Origin of the sequence: Butyrivibrio sp. AE3006 (assembly GCF_000424165.1) — a bacterium.
In the GTDB taxonomy this organism is placed as follows: Bacteria; Bacillota; Clostridia; order Lachnospirales; family Lachnospiraceae; genus Butyrivibrio.
On the sequence record NZ_AUJJ01000009.1, the window covers coordinates 191,687 to 209,823 of the forward strand.

Consider the following 18,137-nt stretch of genomic DNA (forward strand, 5'->3'; position numbering starts at 1 on the left):
AAAGAGATTTAAATGGAACTTACACCACGCATAAGACAGATTTTAATATATTTGCTTGGCGCAGAGCAGCCGGCCACTGATCAGGAGGTGGCTGATGCTCTGGGTGTGAGTAAGCGCACTATTTTAAGGGAAGCCGACTATATAGGAAGCATCTTAAAGGACCATGGTCTTACCCTGGTTCGAAAAAAGGGCGAAGGCAGCCAGATAGAGGGTGATCCCGAGGCTAAGCAGCAGCTCATGGGGATTCTCAAAGCTCGCAAGGAGCAGGTGGTTTCTGATAAAGAACAGAGACGAAAGCTCCTAAAGCTTGAGCTTTTGAGAAATAGGGAACCCCAGAAGCTCTTTTATTACAGCAATATGTTCGGTGTCAGTGAAGCGACCATAAGTACCGACTTAGAAGCTATAGATGAATGGGCAAGGGAATGTAAGCTTGAGATCATAAGAAAGCCCGGCTATGGCATAACGCTTTCCGGCAGTGAAAAAAGCTACCGCATGGCTATGCAGCGCTTTGTCACTGAGAATATGAAGACCAAGGAAATCACATCAGCAGGAGATAATATCTATCTTTTGATGAATGAAGAAATCCTCTCAGAGGTTGAATCAGTCCTTGAAAAAGTGGAGGAACCTTATCTTCATCTTCTTACAAATGATGCGTATATAGGACTTTTGGTACACCTGGCTGTGGCAGTTGAGAGAATCCTTCAGGGCGAGCTTGTTAGTGAAGACAGCTATGATGCAAGGTTTGATAAGGGTTACGACATAGCAAAGAACATTGCAACGGCGCTGGAGAAGGAATTTTCCATAGAAATACCGGAATCTGAGGTCAACAACATTTTGCTTCATATAAACGGAGCAAAGCTCAATTACACCAGTGATGTTATCGGCGAGAGCGGCATTAACACAGATGAACTCATGGTGATAATTGAAGGCATGATAGATGTCTTTGATCCGGGACTTGCCAGAGAGCTAAGGTATGATGACGACTTTATAAGAGGCCTGATGGTTCACTTAGAGCCTGCGCTTTACAGAATAAAAAATGAAATGACCATAAGTAATCCTCTGCTGTCTCAGATAAAACAGGAATATCCTGATATATATTCCAGATGTGAGAAAGCAGCAAGGGTTATTACACAGAAAACTTCTCTCGTGCCAAATGACGCCGAGATCGGATATCTTGCAATGCATTTTGGCGCAGCAAGAGAGAGGATAGATTCCAGAAGGCGTAAGAAGCGAACCGTTACCATAGGTGTTATTTGTGCCAGCGGTTTTGGTGTAGCGCAGCTTATGATGGCAAAGCTGAAAAGCCAGTTTTCCGACTGGGATATAGTACTTAAAGCATACGGGGTAGACGAGATTACCCAGCATACAGTTTCGAGAACTGATTTTTTCATATCAAGTATAAATGTGGACGAGCTGGGCGTAGATTATTGCCTTGTTAATCCACTGATTACTAACAGGGATGTACTTCAGATCAGTGTAAAGATCGATGAATATGCATCCATGCCTGCAAGGCAGGAAAACGATGATTTCACCAGGCAGCTAGATGAGATCAATAACATAATAACCAGAGTTAAAGGTGTTATTAGAAGGTATCATCATCTGACAGTTCAGACTGATATAAGTCTTGAGTCGATGATCAGACAGATCGCGGCGGATATTACGGATTCACCACGGGCTGCAGCAGTTTTGGCAGCTGATATCCTCGCAAGAGAACAGGTGATGAGTCAGCTTTTCCCTGAGATAGGAATTGCACTCTTCCACTGCAGATCAAAGGCTGTAAAGGATTGCCAGATAATAACGGTAGGACCTCAGAAAGAGGAACCTTTTGCGGATGAAAAGCTGCAGGGCATCAGGGCAGCACTTTGTATGACGATGCCACTTGATGACCACAGACAGCAGAATTCAGAAATGCTTGGAAGGGTTTCAAGCGCCATTATCGAAGACGAAGAATTTTTACGAATACTGCAAAAGGGCGACGAAGAAGGAATTAAGGAAAAACTGCAGGAAATACTAAGAAGCTATTTTAGTGAGCAGCTTGGTGATCTGTAGGTAAGGAGGAACACATGATACTGGAAACTAAAAATATCTTTATAAATCAAAAAGGCAGCAGCAAGGAAGATGTCATCAGAAGGATAGGCGAAATCTTTTCATCACAGGGATGCACGGACGAGAGTTATACTCAGGCCATGCTGGATAAAGAGAAGGTATTTAATACATATATAGGGAATGAAATAGCAATACCTCATGGAATTGAGGAAGCTAAGAAGTATATAAAGAAAACAGGTCTTGTACTCATGACTTTCCCCGAGGGACTGGACTGGGGTGCAAGCGAGAAGGTCAGAGTGGTTATAGGAATAGCCGCTGTTGGCGATGAGCATCTTGAGGTTTTACAGAAGATAGCCATGACTTTCTCAGATAAACAGGGACTTGAGGACCTGCTTAAACTTAATGAAGAAGAGATCAGCAGAATGTTTGAAGGATAATTCTGCATTTTCGGAGGTAATATAAATGAAAACAAAAGCAGTCAGAATGTACGGAGAAATGGATTTAAGACTCGATGAGTTCGAGCTTCCGCAGATAAAGGATGATGAGATTCTTGTTAAGGTAATAAGTGACAGTATCTGCATGTCCACCTATAAGCTTGCAAAGCAGGGCAAGAAGCACAAGAGAGCACCTCAGGATATCGATGTGAATCCTGTTATCACAGGACATGAGTGTTCAGGTGTCATCGTTGAAGTAGGTGAAAAGTGGAAGGATAAGTATAAGGTTGGCGATAAGTGGGCACTTCAGCCTGCTCTTAACTATCAGGGCAAGCTTGATTCTCCCGGATATTCCTACAGATTCTGCGGTGGAGATGCTACATACTGCATCATGCCTCACGAGGTTATGGAGCTGGATGCACTTCTTCCCTACGACGGAGAGAGCTTCTACCAGGCTTCTCTCGGTGAGCCTATGAGCTGCATTATCGGCGGATACCATGCTAACTATCATACAAATAAGCAGAACTATGATCATGCCATGGGCACAAAGGAAGGCGGCAACATCCTTATCATGGGCGGCTGCGGACCTATGGGTCTTGGAGCAGTAAGCTATGGCCTTAGATTTGAGAATAAGCCCAAGAGAATCGTAGTAACAGATCTTGATGATGCGAAACTGCAGAGAGCAGCAGAGGTTATCAGTCCTGAGTATGCAGCATCAAAGGGAATAGAGCTTATCTATTTCAACTCTTCGGGAGCTGATGCTGAACAGAAGCTTATGGATATCACTGAAGGTCACGGCTATGATGACGTATTCGTATATGTGCCTGTAAGAGCCGTTGCCGAGATGGGCGACAGACTTCTTGCTTTTGATGGTTGCATGAACTTCTTTGCGGGCCCTACAGATAATCAGTTTAAGGCAGAGATAAATCTTTACAACTCACACTACACAAGTACACATATTCTTGGTACTACAGGTGGTAATAATGACGATCTTCTTGAGGCTCTTCAGCTGGCAGCAAAGGGTGAGATCAATCCTTCTGTTATGGTTACACATATCGGAGGCCTTGATGCAGCAGCAGAGACAACCTGCAACCTGCCAAATATACCCGGCGGAAAGAAGCTTATCTACACACAGATCGAGATGCCTCTTACAGCTATAGATGACTTTGGAAAACTTGGCGAGAGCAATCCTCTTTTTGCTAAGCTTGATGAGTGCTGCAAGGCTCACAGCGGTCTCTGGAATCCTGAGGCTGAGAAGATCCTCTTTGAACACTACGGTGTAGAGATCTGATAATGATTTAAAACTGGGAGAATTCGGAAGAATTCTCCCGAATATTCGAAACTGCTTATGCAAAGCGGAGGATGTATGAGAGTAATCACACATACAGTTAAAGATCCTGAAGGTGTTCATGCACTCACCGCAGGAGGTCTTATAAAAATTGCCAATGAGTATTCCTGTACTGTAACAGCGCAGGGGCGCGGTGGCAGCGTAGATCTAAAGAATCCCTTTGCCGTTATGACCCTTGGAATAAAATGCGGCGAAGTCATCACGATTACCTGTGATGGCGATGATGAGGCCGAAGCAGAAGCAGCATTACAACGGTATATGCAGGTTAATCTGTGATACCTGTATATAATATATCTCCAAATTTTTCTCTTTTTTGAGAACGAAAGCACTGAATCCCCAAAACTACAGTGCTTTCTTTTTTTATTCAATAGGGTTTTCTGTGAAATAAAAAGGCACTCCGCTTTTAGCAATTGAGTTTATAACAGTGATATAGTATCATTCAAGAGAAATCAAAAATCTATTTAAGGATGACGAAAATGGCTAAGACTGTTAAGATGGCAGACATCGCAAAAGAAGTTGGAGTAAGTGTGGTTACAGTATCCAAGGCACTTACCGGTCAAAAGGGTGTCAGCGAAGCTATGCGCAGCAGGATTATAAAGCTTGCTGATGAGATGGGTTACGTTCAGCCTGCAGCAGCTTCTAAGAGCGAGGATAAAGGCCGCAATATTGGCATCATCATTCATGATAAGCATTTCACCAAATACAATTCCTTTTATATGCAAATGTATCAGCTCCTTTCTTCCGAGCTTGGAAGTCAGGGCGATTTCGCCATGCTTGAGATTATCACCCATGACATGGAAAAGGATCTGATCGCGCCGAAGGTTATTAAAGAAAACAAGGTTCAGGCGCTGATCCTTCAGGGCGAGTTTTCAAAGGAGTATTGTGATTTTATTAAGGAGATCATGGGGGATTTGCCTGTCCTTTATCTGGATTTTGCAGATGAATCCGGGCGGGATGTTTCTGTTATCTCAGACAGCTTCTATGGTTCATACTATATGACCAATTATCTGTTTGAGCATGGTCACAGGGACATAGCCTTCGTGGGTTCTCCGCTTATTACCACTTCAATAACGGACAGATATCTTGGATATGTTAAGTCCATGATGGAGCACGGAGTTCAGGTAAGACCTGACTGGCAGATAGAGGACAGAAATAAGACCACAGGAATTATTTTTGAACCGGATAAGCTGCCGCTTCCGCTTGAACTTCCTACAGCATTTGTTTGTAACTGTGACCTTACGGCAGGTGTCCTGATAAGAAGGCTTGAAAAAGAAGGATATAGCATTCCTGAAGATTTTTCGGTTGTGGGCTATGATAACTATATTTATCCCGGGGCCTGCGACGTGGAAATAACAACTTATGAAGTAGATATGCCTGTAATGGTGCAAAATGCAGTAGGATATTTGAATGCACTTCTAAAGGGTGAAAGCGTAAAAACCGGAATGCATATAGTTACCGGACATCTTGTAGAAAAAAGCAGTGTAAAAGCTCTTGGCTAAACAGCTAAGAGCTTTTACTTTTTCTGTACTGGGCAGGAGTCTTTGAGGTTTCTCTTTTGAACAGCTTTATGAAATGACTGGTATTTGATATGCCAACATCATAGCCAATGGAATGAATGCTGATATCTGTCTGCTCAAGAAGGGCTTTTGCTTTCTGAATCCGCAGGCTGTTCAGGTATTGGAGAGGAGATCTTCCATAATAGCTGCTAAACTCTCTGCAAAGCCTGTATTTGCTTACGAAGAGGCGCTTTTCCAAGCTGCCCAGAGTAATGGAACTGTTGTATTCACGGTCAAGAATATTTTTCATTTCCTGCACATGTCCGGGTATTCCGGAGGGCGCTGGCGGAGCAGAAGCTTTACTTCTTGCAAGATATGCATCTGTCAGAATGTCAGTAAGAAGCTTTGCTCTCATGAATTCAATATCAAGCCCCGGGCGTTGGAGCAGTCTTTGCAGATACGCCAGCTGAGATTCCACATATTTTTCTCCGAATTCTATTATTTCAAATTTTTTATTTATATATAATCCAAGACTGTTCCCTGATAGTAAAAACATGTGAAAGTAGCAGGGCGTGCTGCTGGTATCAAAGCGAAACTTTTCGTGGGGACTGATCAGAATCATATTCTTTTCTTTTAGCTTAAGGCTCTCTTTTGCCTTTATAAGCACATCTCCTCTCTCAATATAGAGCAATAAAAAATACGGATTATCGACACATTCAAATGTGGTGGGAATGCCATAAGTGATGGCGCCGCCAAATCTTGCGCTAATAAGAAGCGGGTCCGGTTTCTCAATAGGGCTTGCTACAAAGCGCTTGGTATCCAAAACATCCGAAAATTCTGTACCACTTCCGAAAAGTCTGTGAAAGCGGAATATTCTGTTTAGATCTTCTATTCTGTTATGTACTGCTTCTACCATAAAAACTCCTTTTGGTGAGATTATTTTAATTAAAAGAAAGGTTAAATTCAATCGGTTAATTAGCTAAATAATGCTAATTAAATTAGGTAAATAATTACAAAATGGCTTAAATGTGCCTAAATATCTCTTAAAATGTAGTTAAATTAATGCGATTTGATCATAAAAGCAAGAATGAGGTATAAAACGCAAGTTTAATGGATGATTAAATTTACCTAAAAATGTATTCTACATAAAGCAAATAAAACGAAGTTCCAAAAAGGAGGACAAAAATGAAATTGAGAAGAGTATTATCAGCCACACTTATGATGGCGCTGGCAACAGGAACAGTTGCCTGTGGGAATGGGGCTACAGCAGCTGTAGCAGATACTTCGGAAGAAGATACAGCAGTACAGGCAGAAGCTGTGACAGAAGAGACTGAAGAAGCAGAGGAAACTGTACAGGAGTCCCAGGAAGCTGAAACAGAGGATGCTGCCGCAACTGAGACAGATGGCATTAAGTCATACGCTGATCTTACCCTGGGAGAAGATTTCACTGACTTAACTGCAGAGATTTCTTTTTTCAGCAACAGAACAGACCTTGATTCTGAGGATTATGGCGGAACTAACTGGAGACAGTACATGGAAGCATTTAATGAGCTTTATCCGAATATCAAAGTCGACGTGATCACTGATACCAACTACGCTGAGGATGCAAAGACTCACCTTCAGTCAGGAGATTATGAGACAGTGCTTCTAATTCCTTCAATTGATAAGGCAGACCTTTCTTCTTATTTTGAGTCATACGGAAGTCTTGATGAGATGAGCACTCAGATTAACTACGCAGATCACTGGGAATATCAGGGAGAAGTATATGGTGTCCCTTCAACAGCTACAGCGCAGGGAATTGTTTACAACAAGAGAGTATTTGAGGAGGCAGGCGTTACAGAGCTTCCCAAGACCCCGGAGGAATTCATTGATGCTTTACAGAAGATCAAAGATTACAACAATGACATCATCCCTCTTTACACAAATTATGCAGCAGGCTGGACAATGGGAAGCTGGGATGACTACACAGGAATAAGTGCCACCGGTGATGCCGGATTTACAAACAGAACCCTGCTTCACGAGAAAGATCCCTTCAGAGATTATGGAGATCAGACTCATCCCTATGCAGTTTATAAGATTCTCTATGATGCAGTTGCAAAGGGACTTACAGAGGATGATTACTCAACAACAGACTGGGAAGGCTGCAAGGGAATGATCAACAGAGGTGAGATCGGATGCATGGTTCTTGGATCCTGGGCATATCCTCAGATGGAAGCCGCAGGTGAGAATGCAGAGGATATCGGATATATGCCTTTCCCTATAACTGTTGATGGCAAGCAGTATGCACTTGCAGGTCCTGATTACTGCTATGGAATAAATGTAAATGCATCGGATGATGAAAAGCAGGCTGCGCTTATCTTCGTTAAGTGGATGACAGAGCTCTCAGGCTTTGTTTACAACGAAGACGGTCTTCCGATCAAAGCAGGAAGCACAGAGACAAAGCTTTCTTTTGACAATGTTACTTTCCTTCAGGAAGCACCTGCTGCCACAGGCGAAGAGGATCTTTTAAACGAACTTAACGCTGAGTCTGAGCTCAATTACAGAGCAGGCGGCGACAGAAGAATCCAGCTCATCATTGAGCATGCATCAATGGGAGACATGGAATTTGATGACATCATGAACGAGTGGAATGAAAAGTGGACAGCTGCGCAGGAAGCATGCGGCGTAGCTGCGCAGTAATTTCGAACACTATGAACCAGGGAGGATGGGACAATGAAGTGGCTTAAAAGTAGAAAGGGACAACAGGCTGTCATTATTTTCAGCTTTGTCACTGTCCCATTACTTCTTCTTTTGATCTTTACCTATTTGCCATTTGCGCAGATGGTACAGTTCAGCTTTTACAAAATGAAATATCTTACACCGCCGGATAAAAGAGTGTTTGTGGGCCTCAAAAACTATATTGATGTGTTCACAAGAGATGATTGCTTTAAGGCCCTTAAGCTTAGTATTTATTACTGCATTGGCGCTCTTTTCCAGCTGGCTCTGGCACTGTTTCTGGCAACAATTCTGAGCTTTGGGGTAAAAGGAGGAAATATTCTGAAGGGAATGATGTTTTTTCCTTACCTCATAAGCGGAATTGCCATCGGATTTATCTTTAAATTCTTCTATACCAGAGGATTTGTCCTTGATTCAATACTTGGACTTTTTGGTGTGAGTCAGGAGGCTCTTCCCTACTGGCTAAAAGATCAGGCTGTAAACAACTGGTCCCTGGTTGCCACTTCTGTGTGGAGATATTTTGGTCAGAATATGGTTTTGTTTATCGGAGCGATTATGTCTGTTGACGCAGAGCTCTACGAGGCTGCGGCCCTGGACGGGGCAAACAGATTTCAGCAGTTTTTCCACATAATACTTCCAAGCATAAAAACTATAGTCACGCTGAATGTCATTTTATCAATCACAGGTTCATTAAGCGCCTTTGAGCCGCCCTATGTAATAACAAGCGGAGCAAACGGCACCGGAACCTATTTTGTAATCATGAATGAAATAGCTCATGTGACTCAGAAGGTGGGCCTTGCCAGCGCAATGGCAGTGGTTCTTTTGATAATCATATTCATCTGCACCATTTTGCAGAAGCTGTTCTTTAAATATGCTTTTCGAGAGGCGGATACATGAAAGTAAGTAAGATTTTTATAAATATCATTAAATACACCATATTGCTGTTTTTTGCACTTGCGGCGGTGGTCCCCGTGGTGTCATGCATTTTCACTGCGTTTAAGACAACGGAAGAGTACCAAACCACAAGCGTAATGACTCCGCCTACGGACTGGCTTAACTTTGAAAACTTCATAAAGGCTTTTCAGACTGCAAACATGGGAAGGGCCTTTTTGAATTCTCTTATCGTAATGGGCTTTGTTCTTGCGGTGTCGGTAATAGTGGGAACGCAGCTGGCATACATCCTGAACCGCTTTGATTTCTTTGGAAACAGACTGATTCGAAATATGTTTTTATTCGCATCACTTCTTCCGTCGATTGCAATGCAGGTTACGGTCTACAAGATCATGTCAGTGCTGGGACTGGTAAATCACCTCTACGGCTACATCATTATGATGTGCGGAACGGATGTTATCTCTATTTATATTTTTATTCAGTTTATGGAGAATATCTCGACTTCTGTGGATGAGTCGGCAATCATAGACGGGGCCTCATACTGGACTGTTTACTGGAAGATAATTCTTCCGCTTCTTAAACCGGCTATTGTAACTGCCTGCATTTTAAAAGGTGTTTCAGTCTACAACGAGTATTACTGTGCAAATCTGTACCTTATGGACAAAGAGATAAGAACCATGTCCACGTCCCTTTATACCTTTGTGGGACCTATGGGCAGTCAGTACAACCTGATTTGTGCGGGAGTTCTGATTTCGATACTGCCGGCATTTCTGGTTTTTATCTTTAGTCAGAAACAGATTTACAGCGGAATCACGCAGGGTGCGGTAAAAGGATGATATTGAGGGATATTTTGATGTTACAGGAAATAGAAAAAGAATTTAATGAGCACATAATTCCTTTCTGGAAAAGCCTTCGGGATGATGAAAATGGCGGGTTTTACGGGCTTTTGGACTACGAGCTGAGTTTAGATAAAAAGGCACCCAAGGGTGCCATATTAAATAGCCGCATACTTTGGTTTTTCTCAAGAGCCTTTGTAGAGCTTGGGGATAAGACCCTTCTTGAATATGCGGACCACGCATACAAGTTTATGAAAACTTCCATGCTGGATAAAAAGTGCGGCATCTGCTGGTCAGTAACTTATGACGGACAGGTTTTGGACAGCACAAGGCATACCTATAATCAGGCTTTTGCCATTTATGCACTTTCAGAATACTACAAGGCCTGCGGCAGAACAGAAGTGCTTGATGAGGCACTTGACCTTTTTTATCTAATAGAAGAAAAGTGCAGGGACGATGGTGGATACCTTGAGGCCTTTGATAAGAACTTCCGGCTGTTGCCCAATGACAAGTTGTCTGAAAACGGTGTTCTTGCCGACAGAACCATGAATACTGCATTGCACATCCTTGAAGCCTATACCCTTTTGTTTGAAGTGACAGGCGATGCGGCTATAAAAAAGCAGGTTGGAAACAGGCTTTCAGAGCTTTTGGTCACAATAAATAACAAGATATATGACAGGGATAAAAAGAGACAGGAAGTTTTCTTTGATCTTGAGTACAACAGTCTTATCGACCTTTACAGTTATGGTCATGACATAGAGGCATCCTGGCTTATAGACCTTGCTTTAAATACTTTGGGCGAAGGCTATCTGGATAAGGGTATTGAAAAACAGATAAGAGAGATGACGCTTGATATGGCGCGAAATACCATGGAGCATGCTTTGATTGATGGCTCTTTTATAAATGAGTGTGAAAATGGCGTAAATGATACTACCAGAATCTGGTGGGTACAGGCGGAAGCCATGGTTGGCTTTGCAAATGCATATATTAAGACAAGGGAGTCCCGGTTTTTATCTGCGGTAATATCAATCTGGGAGTATACCAAAGAAAACATGATTGATAAAAGGGAGGGTTCTGAGTGGTTCTGGCAGGTGGATGAAAAAGGAAATCCTGCAACAAAGCCTATAGTAGAACCCTGGAAATGCCCGTATCACAACGGAAGAATGTGTTTTGAAATTATAGAAAGACTAAAGAAGGAGCTGTAAATGATTCACGAAAAATACTATGAGGAGCTGGATAAGCAAAACGAATATCTGAAAAGAAAGAATGAAAAAGCTCCTTTTTATAACGGCCTTTATGACAGGTACAAATATCCTGTTCTTACAAGAGAACATATACCGCTTACCTGGAGATATGACCTTGATAAGGATACCAATCCCTTTTTCATGGAGAGGCTTGGAGTTAATGCTGTCATGAATTCCGGCGCAATTTATTTAAACGGGAAATACTATCTGGTGGCCAGAATTGAGGGCAATGACAGAAAGTCATTCTTTGGCGTGGCGGAGAGTGAAAACGGAATAGATAACTTCAGATTCTGGAATCATCCTGTTTTGCTGGAGGATACCTGTAAAGAAGAGACCAATGTCTATGATATGAGACTTACACAGCACGAGGACGGATACATTTACGGAGTTTTCTGCTCTGAGAGTAAAGATACTTCAGTAAGCGACCTGTCAGCGGCTGTGGCATCTGCCGGGATAGTAAGGACAAAGGATCTTAAGAACTGGGAGAGACTTCCCAATCTGGTGACTCTCAAGAGCCCTCAGCAGAGGAATGTGGTCCTTCATCCTGAATTTGTGGATGGCAGATATGCTTTTTATACAAGACCCATGGATGATTTTATTGAGACAGGCAGCGGAAGTGGAATAGGCTTTGGCCTTTGCAGTGATATTACCCAGGCTGTTATCGATGAGGAAAAGATGACAAGTCTTCGCAAATACCACACCATCACAGAAGCTAAAAACGGCGCAGGCGCTGTGCCTATTAAGACGGAGAGAGGATGGGTGCATATCGCCCACGGTGTAAGAAATACAGCTGCAGGGCTTAGATATGTGCTCTATGCTTTTGTGACTGATTTAAAGGATCCGTCAAAGGTCATCGCTGAGCCTTCAGGGCTTTTGATAGGACCAAGAGGAGAAGAGAGAGTAGGAGACGTCTCAAATGTTGTTTTCACAAACGGAGCAATCGTCAACGAAAGCAATGAGGTGTTCATCTACTATGCTTCTTCCGATACAAGGATGCATGTTGCTACAACCACAATTGATAAACTACTGGATTTCTGTTTTGAGACACCTCAGGATCCGGGAAGGTCAGTCCTGTGCGTTAAGCAGCGAGATGAGATGATAAGCAGGAACCTGGAGCTTATCAGGAAATCCGGAGGGGATCATGAAAATAAGTAAAAGCATTTTGTCTTTGATAGTATCGGCAGGGCTTTTGGTATCATCTGCCATGCCGGTAACAGCAAATGCTGCAAGTACGGAGGATATTGTGGGATTTAAGAATTATATTACAGTGTCAGGCACAAAGCTCATGGATGGTGATAAGGAGCTCAAATTTGTTTCCTTGAATTACCCCCAGGCAACAAGCGATACACCCTGGGAGCACGCCAATGCCATGAAGACCTTCAGGGCCATGGGAGGAAATGTTACAAGAACCTACACCATCCCTGCCTACAACGGCGAAAACGCGGACACTGCTTATGTTACGGGTGTTGATGAAAATGGACAGCTCACTTTTAATGAAGATGCGCTAAATGCACTTGATGATGTGCTGGCCAAGGCAAATCAATATGGAATAAGGGTTATCGTTCCTTTTGTGGATCACTGGTTTTGGATCGGCGGCATGGACAGCTATGTGTGGCTTGCCGGTGAGTCTGAGGGCAAAAAGCCCACCCAGTCAGGTTTTCAGGAGTGGGCATGGAAGTTCTACAGCAGCGAAAAATGTATGGATATGTTCAAGCAGATGATCACTCATTTGCTGAACAGAACAAATACTGTTACCGGTATAAAATATAAGGATGACCCGGCGGTTCTTTGCTGGGAAACAGGAAATGAGATTGGTAACAGAAGCCAGGTGGAAAGAGATGATGAGCTGGCAAAGTGGACCAATGAAGTGGTAGAGCATGTAAAAAGTATCGACAGCAATCACCTTGTTCTGGACGGAAGAATGTCTATGGCACCAAAGTCACTTAGTGACGAAAACAAGGCTGATATTCTTGGAGCCCACTACTATGAGGGTAACTATGCCCAGAGATGCGAGGATGATACAAGATCTGCCCATGAAGCAGGAAAACCTTTTATCCTTGGCGAGTTTGGTGCAAAGGTTACAGCTAAGCCCTGTATCGATGTTTTTCAAAAGGGTGTAGAGAATGACACAAACGGAATAATGATGTGGAGCCTTAGAGCTCACAAGGATGGCTATGGATTCTATTTTCATAACGAGGATGGATACTGGGCATCATATCACTGGCCGGGATTTGAAGCCGGTAACTACTACGGCGAAACAGAGATAATACGCTCTATTTATGCCTATGCTCAGATTGCAAACGGTAAGGCTTCAAATTATGAGGAGGCAGCAGCTATCCCGATTCCTGCTCCCGAGACAGAGGAAGCACCGCTTCTTTATTCGGAAAATGGTGTAAGTCATGACAATTCTTTTACCCGGAGCTCTGTGGGCGATATAAAATGGCGAGGCGTCGTGGGCGGAGCATGGTACGAAATTCAAAGGGCTGAAGGAACAGTTACGGATCAGGATTCCGAGACCTTCGTTACGATTGCCGGCGAGGAAGATTATGTCTATGATTCCGGCCGCAACTGGGAGGATAAGGCCCATGACTGTATCGCGGGATACCATGATGAAACGGCTGTTGATGGCCATACCTATTCCTACAGAGTAAGAGCCTGCAATGAGTCAGGTGTTGGTCTTTGGTCAAACATTGTAACCGTGGAAAATGTAAATCATGTGGTTAAGGACGACCTTGATCTGATCGCTGTTTCAAGTAACGATCCTAATCCCACGGAGATAAGACGCACATACAGCTCTGATCACTCTGCTAATATCGAGCAGTCAGGAAGTTCTGTTGTCAATAAGAGCTCTGAAGAGGGCTATATTGAATATTTTGCAAAAATTCCTGCAGACCAGGTTGAGATTACTGCTGTGAGTGAAGCAAAGGAAGGCTCTGAGCCAAGGGTTATGGTATCCACCGATGACATAACCTTTGAGGAGGCGGCCGTCACACATAGCCCCGGATCAAAGAGCTACACAGCTTCTGATATCTGCAGCGCAGGTAATTACTACTTTGTCAGAGTGTATCTTCAGGGGAAAAGCAGCTGCAAGCTGGATGCCATAGAGATTACTTATAAAAACGACGGATTATCTTATTTTAACGAAGAAAATGGAACAAGGGTAAAGACCAACGTGCTGATCCAGGATAATACCTTCGGCGTGGATGCTGAGCCCTTCTATGTTTCAAAAGATGAGAGCCTTGCGGTGAGGCAAAACGGCGACATCAGAGGCCTCACAACAGAAGGTACAGAGTCAGGATCTATCATTTATAAGACAGGAGATGACATCAATGCTTACCGCGTTAGCACAGTTTCATTAAATGGCGAAAATGTCAGGGTTGAGTACTCTTTTGACGGCGTAAGTTTTAAGGACGCCGGGGAATTAACCGAATCCTCAGTTGATGGCGTTACAAGAAAAGTTTACGGAAATCTTAATGTGTCAGAGGCTGTTAGAGTAATCAGGGTGATCATTCCTGAAGGATGTTCTGAAGATGTATTTGTGAGCCTGGTTGAGATATCCAGCGGAAATAAGATGATTCCCCTTACAGAAGGCTCTCCTGATAATACCATTGAGGATGGCGAGTTTTATTTTGGTCAGGATTCAGTTCTTAATTCTTTTTATCAGATAAAAGTTGCAGGCGGCGAGGTTTCGTTTTCTAAAGGACTTGATGGGAAAGATTATTCAGCCTATGACTGCATTTTTGCCTGGGTTAAGCCCGATGGCAGCGGTAATGACCTGGCGATAAGACTTTGCGACGATGCAGGAAATATCTGGGAGAGTGAAAAGATAACACTTGGCGGCGCATCTGAGATGAAGAGACTCCCTATCACAAAGGATGGCGACTTTAACTGGAGCTGCGTCATGGGAGCGGAATTTGTAATCCTTGGAAAAGACGGCAGTAGCAGTATGGGCGGTGCCATTTCTCTTGATGAGAACAGCGCTTATTCAGGGAATTACGGAGTGAAGCTTTCATATTCTTTTGATGGAGAGGGCGACAGTAGCATCTGTATAGACAGTATTTATGCGGGCTCTTCCACAAAGGTTGATGATTTTGAGGGATATAGCGGATCCAATACGCTTTTGAATCAGGCTTATTCCAGAAATACAAATGGCGGAAGTTTCGGACTTTCTCTTGATTCCGGTAATAAATCAGAAGGCTCCTATGGCCTTAGAATCGATTATGACTATGACGGAAAAGGATATGCAGGTGCCACTAAAACCATGAATCTGCTGAATCTTAGCGGATATGACGGATTTATCATGTATATCGATTCTGACGGATCCGGCAATGAGATCAAGGTTCAGATGGAAACGGAAAGTTCCACCTATGCTTATACAGGTTATATGACAGGCAAAGGCCCTATGACCTTATATATGCCTTTTTCTAAGATTGTGCAGCCTGACTGGGCTACATCCGGAACGCCTCAGCCTATAGACAGTGCGCAGAACCTTAAGTCTGTGTCCATCTATACCAATCAGACAGGAACCGTCACAAGCGGAACTTTCTATGTTGATGACCTTAAGGGTGCAAATTTTGTAGAGGAGCTTACTGCTAACACAAGAGTATCTATAGATGAAGTGCCTACGGAGATTACAGAGTTCCCCTATGTGATTACGGGAACAGCTGAGTTTGTAAAATATGTGACTGTCACTGCAGGCGATAAGAAGTTCAACGTGCCTGTAAATGCTGACGGAGGCTGGAATTATAAGCTGACAGAGGATTCAGGGATTAAGAACTCAGATGACCTTAGAATCAGGGCTGGGTTCTATTATCCTGATGGAGAGCCTATAGCAGAAAGCGTAGAATACTCTACAAAGCTCATGGCCAGTGGTAATAATGCTCCACAGGAAGAACACTATGACAATGTGATCTGGAGCTGGAACTTTGGTGAGAGCGGAATGGACGGCTGGTCCTTAGAAGAATTTACTCCAAAGCTTGAGGATGGAAGACTTGTTGCCTGGTCTCAGGATGGGTATGAAGCAGTGTTTTCCTATACAGTGTCAGGCGTGCCAAACGGTGTTTACACTCTGTCCAATGATATCAAGGTAAAGAGTAACATGAACAGCGCTGTTATGGCTCTTTTCTCCGGCGATGAGGAAGTGACATCATCACCAATAGACACAGCAGATGTCATCGTGGAGGATCAGCTTCTTGGTGAGAAGCTTACGGTAAGAAATAATACAGTAACAGTGAAATACTACGTATCAGCCCCTGCTGATGCCAATGGAGTTACCTTCGCTGTGGGAGATATAAAACTGTATTTGGTTGAGACCATAGAGGATAATCAGGAGCAGGGAGAAGATCCTGGAGAAGGCGGTCAGTCTGGAGAAGGTTCTGAAGCCGGAGAAGGTGGAAATGAATCCGGTCAAGAATCAGGTACCGGTGAAGAAGGGCAGGAAGAAACTCCGGTTGAACCTGTGAATGTAATTCTCAATGGGGATTTTGAAGAGGTAGAGGCTGATTGGCCAAATCTTCCGCTGTATTGGGAAATCTCATCAGAAGGTGCTGACTATCCTGTGAAGGGTGAGAACGGTAAATTTGTTGGTTATACCGATGAAGGAAATCCTTATACTTTCACTATCAGTCAGACCATAAATGATCTTCCTGCAGGTACATATACGCTTTCTGCTGAAATTGAACTTTTGAACGAAGGCTTTGATAACAGTATATCGATTGCTGTTAATGATTCTTCCGCTGAAGTTAATGGTGATATAACTGTGGGTGAAGCCAGAGTTGTCGAACTTACTGATATTGAGATTGTGGATGGTGTTGCCACAGTTAGCATAAGCGGTGACTTTACAGGGAAAGGTCTGAAGGTAGACAATGTTCAGCTCATTATGACTAAGGCAGCAGAACAGGAGAACGCAGGTGAAGAACAGCCCGGAGAAGAAAACGGCGAAGGTGGCCAGGCTGAGGCAGGAGAATCCGCTGAACAGGAAGGAGGCCAGTCCGAAGCAGGAGAAACCGGAGGTGAGCAATCTGAGACCGGTGGTGCAGGACAGTCAGAATCTGGCGAGCAGGAAGGTGGTCAGTCTGAAGCAGGAGAATCCACTGAACAGGAAGGTAGTCAGTCTGAACCAGGTTCAGGCCAGATAGAACCTCAGAATTCGGAACCTACCGAGGCTGCAAAAGAGGATTCATCAGCTCCTCAACAGACGGTTAATCCTGTAAGTGATAATGCAAAGCAGACAGAAGCAGGTACCATTACGCCGAAGAAATCTAAAACTGTCACAGAGAGTAAGAGCAGTGGTGACAGGTCACAGAATAACGCTGAGACAAAGCACACAGGAACTCAGAACCGTGAAGAAGTTAGCGCCGGTGCAAATCAGGGTTCCGATAGAGACTCGAATACTCAGGTCGGAAGTCAGAACAAATCTGGGCTTACCGCAAAACAGACCGACTCTACTGCCGGTCGTGGCGTACTTGGTGCAAGTAGAAATGAGCCAGCTTTAGCAGGCAGAAATGCAGGTTCTTCAACAGAATCTGGCAGAACAGCAGGCGCAGCAACTGATTCTCAGAATTCAGGCACCGAGACTGATTTAGCCAAGGCATCAGATAAGGATATGGCTGACGCAGCAGAAATGTCTGATACATCTTCTGATGCAGAAACTGAAGATGCTGAAACAGAAGTTGAGGTTGCAGATAGCGCAGTAGATAATCCGGAAGAAGCATCCTCTATATCAGATTCAGAAGAGGCAGATAGTATGGCAACTGACTCTGATGAGAACGAACAGAAGTCATCCCCGCTGATTCCTTTAAGCGCTGCAGCAACAATCACTGTTCTGATAGGTGCGGCCTATTTCATTTTAAGATTAAAACACTAATAGAACACTAAACTACACTATGAAGCAAATAAGCATGCTATAGCGATAAATAATAGCAAAAAGAAGGAGACGGTCAGTTCAAAAACTGACCGCCTCCTGTTTTTTTGGGGGGTTCGACTATTTAGTCAACCTTACCTTCTATTCCGTACATCTCTTCGAAGATTTCTTCAATCATTTTAAACAGTTTTTTCATATGCCAAGGCCTCCTTTTAAAGATTTGCTTTGTTTATATGTATCTATGCAGCTGTTACTTATTTCTTTT

General features: G+C 43.5%; 12 protein-coding genes. 11 read left to right on the top strand and 1 reads right to left on the bottom strand.

Annotated features, from left to right (window positions below):
- Positions 1 to 12: 12 nt before the first annotated feature.
- From G603_RS0106165 to G603_RS0106185, 5 genes are all read left to right on the top strand, one after another.
- Positions 13 to 2,049 carry a BglG family transcription antiterminator gene (locus G603_RS0106165; RefSeq protein WP_026669649.1) on the top strand — a complete coding sequence of 679 codons (2,037 nt, stop codon included), beginning with the start codon at positions 13 to 15 and terminating at the stop codon, positions 2,047 to 2,049.
- A 14-nt stretch (positions 2,050 to 2,063) separates the two neighbouring features.
- The gene (locus G603_RS0106170) at positions 2,064 to 2,483 is read left to right on the top strand and encodes a PTS sugar transporter subunit IIA (RefSeq protein ID WP_026524628.1); all 420 of its coding nucleotides are present in this window, start codon (positions 2,064 to 2,066) and stop codon (positions 2,481 to 2,483) included.
- Positions 2,484 to 2,508: 25 nt separating this feature from the next.
- A complete protein-coding gene (locus tag G603_RS0106175; protein ID WP_026669650.1) occupies positions 2,509 to 3,771 on the top strand; it encodes a zinc-binding dehydrogenase in 1,263 nt (420 codons plus the stop codon).
- 75 nt (positions 3,772 to 3,846) lie between these two features.
- Positions 3,847 to 4,104: an HPr family phosphocarrier protein gene (locus G603_RS0106180; RefSeq protein ID WP_026669651.1), complete on the top strand. Its 258-nt coding sequence runs from the start codon at positions 3,847 to 3,849 to the stop codon at positions 4,102 to 4,104.
- Positions 4,105 to 4,304: 200 nt separating this feature from the next.
- Positions 4,305 to 5,327 carry a LacI family DNA-binding transcriptional regulator gene (locus G603_RS0106185; RefSeq protein WP_026669652.1) on the top strand — a complete coding sequence of 341 codons (1,023 nt, stop codon included), beginning with the start codon at positions 4,305 to 4,307 and terminating at the stop codon, positions 5,325 to 5,327.
- Between the two features lie 4 nt (positions 5,328 to 5,331).
- Here G603_RS0106185 and G603_RS21380 read toward each other — a convergent pair whose 3' ends face one another.
- Entirely contained in the window at positions 5,332 to 6,240 is a 909-nt protein-coding gene (locus G603_RS21380) for an AraC family transcriptional regulator (RefSeq protein ID WP_026669653.1), read from the bottom strand.
- Between the two features lie 269 nt (positions 6,241 to 6,509).
- Here G603_RS21380 and G603_RS0106195 point away from each other — a divergent pair, with 269 nt between their 5' ends.
- The 6 genes from G603_RS0106195 to G603_RS0106220 are packed head-to-tail and all read left to right on the top strand — an operon-like array spanning position 6,510 to position 17,875.
- Positions 6,510 to 8,003, top strand: a complete 1,494-nt coding sequence (locus tag G603_RS0106195; protein ID WP_026669654.1) for an ABC transporter substrate-binding protein — start codon at positions 6,510 to 6,512, stop codon at positions 8,001 to 8,003.
- Between the two features lie 33 nt (positions 8,004 to 8,036).
- Positions 8,037 to 8,936, top strand: coding sequence for a carbohydrate ABC transporter permease (locus G603_RS19475; RefSeq protein WP_051207546.1), 900 nt, complete (start codon positions 8,037 to 8,039; stop codon positions 8,934 to 8,936).
- The gene (locus G603_RS0106205; protein ID WP_026669655.1) at positions 8,933 to 9,766 is read left to right on the top strand and encodes a carbohydrate ABC transporter permease; all 834 of its coding nucleotides are present in this window, start codon (positions 8,933 to 8,935) and stop codon (positions 9,764 to 9,766) included. Before G603_RS19475 ends, G603_RS0106205 begins: the two co-directional genes overlap by 4 nt.
- A gap of 17 nt (positions 9,767 to 9,783) precedes the next feature.
- Positions 9,784 to 10,971 (top strand): AGE family epimerase/isomerase, encoded by a 1,188-nt coding sequence (locus tag G603_RS0106210; RefSeq protein WP_304412466.1) that lies wholly within the window; start codon positions 9,784 to 9,786, stop codon positions 10,969 to 10,971.
- Positions 10,972 to 12,165 (top strand): glycoside hydrolase family 130 protein, encoded by a 1,194-nt coding sequence (locus tag G603_RS0106215; protein ID WP_026669657.1) that lies wholly within the window; start codon positions 10,972 to 10,974, stop codon positions 12,163 to 12,165.
- Positions 12,152 to 17,875: a cellulase family glycosylhydrolase gene (locus tag G603_RS0106220; protein ID WP_026669658.1), complete on the top strand. Its 5,724-nt coding sequence runs from the start codon at positions 12,152 to 12,154 to the stop codon at positions 17,873 to 17,875. The genes G603_RS0106215 and G603_RS0106220 overlap by 14 nt, the downstream gene beginning before the upstream one ends.
- The last annotated feature ends 262 nt before the right edge of the window (positions 17,876 to 18,137 follow it).